The following is a 6861-nucleotide window of genomic DNA, read 5'->3' on the forward strand; positions in this document are numbered from 1 at the left end:
GTGGTACAGGGCACCGGCGAATTCAATGCGCAACGGTCTGGCCATACGCGAGAATATAGCTTGGTGGGTAGCATGTTAAAATTCGAGACCTGACCCCCTCGCCCACCTACGACGAAGCGGCGCGGAAATTGATCGGGCATTTTAACGAGAACTTCTCCCGCTTCGAGGTACCCGAAGCGATTCGAAAGGCCGGGCCGGATCTCGCCGGCCTGACCTAGTCCCATGTCCCGCCACCCTTCTTCTGCGGGGCTGGCAAGCCGTGCGGCCGGCCGAAGCCGGTTACAGGCTTTCACAGCCGCCAGCGCTCAGGTCGGGCTCCAGAGGTAGGCGATGATCACGGCCTGAGCCGACGCCACGATGATCAGCGTCCAGATCAGGTACCTGGCCCATTCCGAGAACCGCGCCCGCGCGCTCAAGAGCTCTGAGAAGTCCATGAGCTCTTGTCGGAGAAAGACGCTCTCGATGGCCGCCTGCAGGTGCCTGGCGACCTTCTCCAGGAATACCCGGTCCTTCTCCGCAAAGTACGGCCCCTCCGTCTTGTTCAGGACCAGGATGGCGCCAGCCGTCTTGTCGCCGGATAGGCTTTTGATGGGGACGCACAGCTCGTTTCTGGTCACGAACCCCGTCTGGGCGTCGACCCGTTTGTGCGCCCCTTCCAGCTCGTGCATGTCCTCCTTGACCATGTACTCACCGCTGGCGATGACCTGGCCCACCAGCGAATCGCTCTTGTCCACCTCGATCGCCTTCTCATCCAGCCCCGTGCCGGTCTGCAGCCACACCTTGTCGGTAGCGGGATCATTGATGAAGATGCTGCAACGCTCGACGTTCAGGACCCTCGGTATCATCTCCACGAACAGCTCGAGCAGGTCCTTGTTTCCGCGAATACTCCAGGAACGGTTCAGCAGTCTCTCCCGGAGTCTGATCTGATTGAGGTGACGGTAGAGCTCTTCTCCCCGCTCTCCAGAGTCAGCCGGGTGGACGAAGGCCTTTTCCACCATTCTCTTTGGCCTGCCGCCCAGCTCGTCACGGACGTATACGCTCATGCCGCTCTGGTGAAATAAGAGGGCGAGTTGCCTGTAGAATTCAAGCTCTTCTCTTACCCTCGACAGGGTGAGCGCCTCGTCGACGTGGTGAGTCCCAGCTCCCGCACGCCGCTTTCGAAGCTCGAAGGTCTTCTCTGCGGGTAGCAGGATGAACTCAAACGTAAACCTTCCGCGAAAGTCTGTCCCCAGTGGATGAGTCTTCGGGGGCGGCAGGGGGATGCGAAACAGGTCCAGCTCCAGATAGGAGGAGTCATCGAGTGAGTCGGTTTCGTAGACAGGAACCGCCTTTCTGAAGCCCACGAAGGGCAAACCGAAATGGAGCTCCCGCGGCCTGTGGACCAGGACCGGCGATTTCCACCAGTCCTTACTCGAAAGGTCGAGATAACCTTCCTCGGGCCACCCACCGATAGCCTCCCGAATCGTCGTCTTCCCGCAGCCTGGTGGACCGGTGATGATGAGCTTCCGCTTCTCCAGCCACTTCGGGAACGCGATGCCATTGATGATCGTGACGTCTTCGATCACCTCCGCCCTGAACTCATCCATCACCGCCTCCGACACTCGCTTTTCAATGCATATCCAGGATCCTCGATTCTGACCACAAGGGCACAAAGCTCGCCGAGAGAAGGACCTCACCGTGGAGACCGCAGAGCACGCTGAGGAAGATTACCCCTGCATCGCCACGCACAGTCTTAGGCGATTTCTGTCAAATGACATACCATCCTGCTTGTCTTTTCGTCCGTCCTCTGTGTTACGACAACAGTGACATAGTTTGACTATGCGCCTGTTGTCGCGCCTTGATGACGAACGAAAATCCGACGCAATCTGGTATGTCATTTTCCGGCAATCGCCTTAACCTCCGGCCTGGAGTCTGAATCCTGCTTCGTGTCTTCGTGGTCGCTTTTGGCCTTTCTGTATGGACTTATTGCCGAGTCTACGCTGGGCTGCAGCAAAAAAACTAGGAGTCACCATTTAGCCGGCCCTTGTCAACAGCACTGCCTTGCCTCTTTATCGCGGCGCGGCCGCGAATCTCTTTGTCATCGCGAGGCTGTCTATTCTGACCAAACACGCGTCTTCGGTTTCCTTTCCGGCGGTGGCGCAGGCCTTCTGCGCTGGGCCCTTGGGATATTCAGCTGATCGGTCTGCACCGGGATCTTTCCCTGCATCTTCGCGGCAAACGTGTCGTCTGTGAGATAGATCCGTTGGCGTAGTCCTGACCAGATACTTGTCCCACCTTCGGCAACGAATTTCCTGCAACACCGCCGTGCCTCGTTGCGACGCCTGCCGAGTTGGGCAAGCAGGCCATCGGTCGCCAGCCAGCCCGGAACCGGCGCATCACCGACCCTCGCGCGGAAGCGACTCTAGGGCCAATCTCCGGGATGTTCAACCATCCCCACCCTCACAGGGTGCAGTACCACATTCCGCGAGAGTTCCAGTAGATAGCTGTCCTTGTCCACCCGGATCGCCTTGTGGCGCACCTGAAACAAATGCCCAACCCTTCGGTGCCGTCGACTCGCGAGTATATAGCTTTGTCGGCAACATGTTACAATTCTAGACCTGACCCCATCTATTTCCGATTGTGCAGACCATGAACGACAGTTGGGCAGGAGGGGGCTGGGACAAGCAGTAGCAGGAACGGCTCGTGGATTACGGCTCAGTTGCCGGCTTGCCAGAGGGCCGGGAAGACATCGAGCTGCCTGATCCGGACGGGCCGTCGTCCGATCGCTCACGGCATCCTACGCCGATTCGACACTGTCTTTCCCTTTCCCACGTTCGCGCATCGTCTCGATCACGATGTACAGGACCGGCACCAGCACCAGGCTCAGCACCGTCGCCAGAAGCATGCCGCCAAAGACCGCGGTGCCGATGGAGTGGCGGCCCGCCGCGCCGGCGCCCTCGGCGAAGACCAGCGGCAGCACGCCGAGGATGAAGGCGAAGGCGGTCATCAGGACGGGACGAAGCCGTACGCGGGCCGCCTCGGCCGCGGCGTCGACGATCGACAGTCCCTCCCTGCGCCGCCGACGGGCGAACTCCACGATCAGGATGGCGTTCTTGCTGGCCAGCCCGATCAGCATCACCAGGCCGATCTGGCAGTAGATGTCGTTGTCCAGCCCCCGGATATACTGGGCTGAAAGCGCACCCAGGATCGCCAGCGGTACCGCCAGGATGATCATGAACGGCATGCTCCAGCTCTCGTAAAGTGCAGCCAGAAACAGGAAGGTGAAGACCAGTGAGAGCGCGAAGACCACGGCGGTGAGGTGTCCGGACTTCAACTGCTGGAAGGCCAGTCCGGTCCACTCGTATCCGTAGCCCGGCGGCAGGAGATCGGCGGCCAGTTCCTCCATGGCCGCGATGGCCTGCCCGGAGCTGTAGCCGTCGCCGGCCTCCCCGTTGATCGTCGCGGCACGGTACATGTTGTAATGGGTGATGTCGCGCGCGCCGGTCACGGGCCGGACCGTGACCAGGGCGCCCAGCGGGGTCATACCGCCGGCGCGGTTGCGGACATGGATGCGGTTGATGTCTTCCTCGGCTGCACGGGCGTCCGGTTCGGCCTGCACGTAGACGTGATAGACACGGCCGAAGCGGTTGAAATCGTTCACGTAGTACGACCCCATGTAGATCTGCAGGGCTTCGAAGATGTCGGAGATCCCGATCCCCTCGGTCATCGCCTTGGTGCGGTCCAGCTCGATAAAGTATCCCGGCGTATCCGCGTTGATGCTGGTGTAGAGCCCCCGCAGCTGCGGGCGTTCGTTACCCTCCTCCACCATGCGCCTCGCAAGTTCCGCCAGTTGCTGGATCGGCAGGCTCTCGCGGTCCTCCTGGACGAACTGGAAACCACCGGTCTGGCTCATGCCGTGGATTGCGGGTGGGTTGAACACGGCGATGACCGAATCCTCGATCTCCGCAAATTTATGGCTGACCTCCCGGATGATGGCATCCACATGCAGCTGGGGTGACTTGCGTTGCGACCAGGGCGCGAGTATCCCGAAGACATTGGCCACGTTCGAGGCGGAGGCGCTTTCGATAAAGCTGTAGCCGCCGAACGACACCACATCGACCACGCCTGTGGTGTCCAGGAGAATATCGTCCACGCGCTTCATGACCGCCAGGGTGCGCTGCAGCGAGGCCCCCTCCGGCAGCTCGATGGTAACCATGAAATACCCCTGATCCTCATTCGGGACGAAGCCGACGGGAACGAGACGGAACATGTAAAGCGTCGCCGCCACCAGCACGAGGAAAGCGCCGATGACCCAGATCCAGTGGCGCGCCAGCCGATGCACGGCACGCTCGTAACGGTCTTGCAGGGAAGCGAATCCCCGGGCGAAACCACCCAGTGCGCCGCCTGACCGCGCCTCCTTCCTGCGCAGGAAAACCGCACTCAGGGCGGGGCTCAGGGTCAGCGCATTGATCGCCGAGATCCCCACCGCGCACACGATGGTCAGTGCGAACTGCCGATAGAGCTGCCCGGAGACATTGGGCAGGAACGCCACTGGCACGAAGACCGCGAACAGCACCAGGGTCGTGGCGATGACCGGACCGGTCACTTCCTCCATCGCGATCGCCGCAGCCTCACGCGGGGAGAGCTTCTTCTCCGCCAGCTGGCGCGCCACGTTCTCGACCACGACGATGGCGTCGTCGACCACCAGGCCTACCGCCAGGACCAGACCGAACAGGGTGAAGGTGTTGACCGAAAAGCCCATGATCTTCAGCAGCGCGAACGTCCCGATCAGGGACACGGGGATCGTGATTGCGGGGATCAGGGTCGCCCGCCAGTCGCGCAGAAACACAAAAATCACCAGAAACACCAGGGCAATGGCTTCGAGCAGGGTCACGACGACCTCGCGGATCGAGGCGCGCACGAAACGCGTGGTGTCGTAGATGACACGGTACTCCATGCCGTCCGGAAAATGCCGCGACAGGCGCGCCATCTCCTTGTAGGCCCGCGAGGCGATATCCAGCGAATTGCCGCCCGGGGATTCGAACAGGCAGATGTTGATCGTCTTCTCGCCGTTCAGCGCACCGTATTCATCGTAGGTCTCGGCGCCCATCTCGACACGGCCCACGTCGCGGATACGTACGATGGAACCGCCCGGTTCGGCACGCAGGATGATGTCCTCGAATTCCGAGACGGCCTGCAGGCGGCCCTTTGCCTCGAGTGGATAGTAGAACTGCTGATTCGCCGGCGCGGGCGGCTGGCCCAGGGCGCCCGTTGCCGCATCCAGATTCTGGGCGCTGATCGCATCCGAAACGTCCGTCGCGGTCATGCCGAGCGAGGTCAGTTTGTCGGGATCCAGCCAGATCCGCATGGCGTAGCGGCGCATACCGAACAGCGTCACGGCTCCGACACCCTTGATGCGGCGCAGCGGGTCGGCAACGTGGATGTCGGCATAGTTGCTCAGATAGGCGTCATCGTAGCGCCCGTCCGGCGACACCAGTCCCATGCAAAGGGTGACGAAGGGCGCCTGCTTTTCGATGTCGATCCCCTCACGCGCCACTTCCTGCGGCAGCTGCGGCTGGGCCAGCGCCACGCGGTTCTGGACGTCGACCGCGGCGATATCCGGGTCGTAGCCCACCTCGAAGGTCACGGTGATGGTGCTGCTGCCGTCGTCGGCGCTGGTCGAGGACATGTAGATCATGCCCTTGACACCGTTGATCTGCTCCTCGAGCGGTGCGGTCACGGTCGACTCGACAACCCGTGAGTTGGCGCCGGTGAAGGTGGCGTCCACGACCACGGTCGGCGGCGTGATGGACGGGAACTGCGCCACGGGCAGAAAGGGAATGGAGAAGGCCCCCGCCAGCACGAAGATGATGGCGATCACCGAGGCGAAGACCGGTCGGTCGATGAAGAACTTGACGAACATTGCCTGGCGACGGTCCTTTCGAAGGGGAATCGGAGGAGAGAACGGGAGGCGTGATTCCGGGACCGACCGTTCCCGCCGCTACGGTTTCGCCTTCTCGGTTCGAATCTTCACTCGTGTTCCGGTCTTGAGTTTCTGCAACCCGGTCACGGCAACCCGCTCGCCCGACTTGAGACCCGAGACGATCACGCGCTGTTCACCGATCTGCGGCCCGGCCTCGACGTCCCTGACCTCGACCTTGTCATCCGGTCCCACCACGTAGAGCTGCAGTCGCGTCTGCCGCTCCACCAGCGCCTCTGCCGGCACGAGCAGGACATCGGGGCGTTCGCCCAGGTCGACGCGCACGTTGACGTACTGCCCCGGCAACAGTGTCTTGTCGGGATTGTCGACCCGTGCGCGCAGGGTGATGGTATTGGTTGCGCTGTCGACGGTGTTGTCGACGAAGTCGATCTTGCCGGACCAGGTCCGATCCGCGCCGTGGGGCGGTCTGACCTCGACCGGCGTGCTGCCAACCTGGATCCTGCCCGCCAATTGCGCGAGGTCCCTGTCGCGCGGGTGGAAGTAGGCGTAGATGGGATCGAGCTGCACCAGCAGGGCCAGCTTATCCGCGTGATTCGGCCCGACGAGGTTGCCGGTATCCACGAGGGTCTTGCCGATGCGGCCACTGAAGGGCGCATGGATCTTCGTGTAACCCAGGTTCAGCCTCGCCAGGTCGACGGCCGCCTGCGCCGTCTGGACCTGACTGGCGTCGACCTCGGCGGCTGTGACCAGCTCGTCGTAGCGCTCCCGGGAGACATCCTCGGTCTTGAGCAGTTTCGCGTAACGCCTGACCTCGCGCTCGGCATTCTTCAGGTTGGCTTGCGACTGAGCGAGGTCGCCCTCGGCCTTCTTCAGGCTCGCCTCGAAGGGTTTCGGTTCGATGGTGTAAAGCAGATCTCCTTCCTCGACGTCGGCGCCTTCGG

The 6861-nt window shown here is 62.0% G+C and carries 3 protein-coding genes; all 3 read right to left on the reverse strand.

The genetic code is table 11. The features are described 5' to 3' along the window. Positions 1-305: 305 nt before the first annotated feature. On the reverse strand, positions 306-1586 hold the full coding sequence (locus LJE91_16380; protein MCG6870245.1) for a GAF domain-containing protein: 1281 nt from the start codon (positions 1584-1586) through the stop codon (positions 306-308). Positions 1587-2776: 1190 nt separating this feature from the next. Continuing rightward, positions 2777-5902, reverse strand: coding sequence for a multidrug efflux RND transporter permease subunit (locus tag LJE91_16385; GenBank protein ID MCG6870246.1), 3126 nt, complete (start codon positions 5900-5902; stop codon positions 2777-2779). 78 nt (positions 5903-5980) lie between these two features. Further along, a partial coding sequence (locus LJE91_16390; GenBank protein ID MCG6870247.1) for an efflux RND transporter periplasmic adaptor subunit occupies positions 5981-6861 on the reverse strand: 881 nt, incomplete at its 5' end.

The sequence above is a fragment of the Gammaproteobacteria bacterium genome, assembly GCA_022340215.1.
Lineage (GTDB): Bacteria > Pseudomonadota > Gammaproteobacteria > JAJDOJ01 > JAJDOJ01 > JAJDOJ01.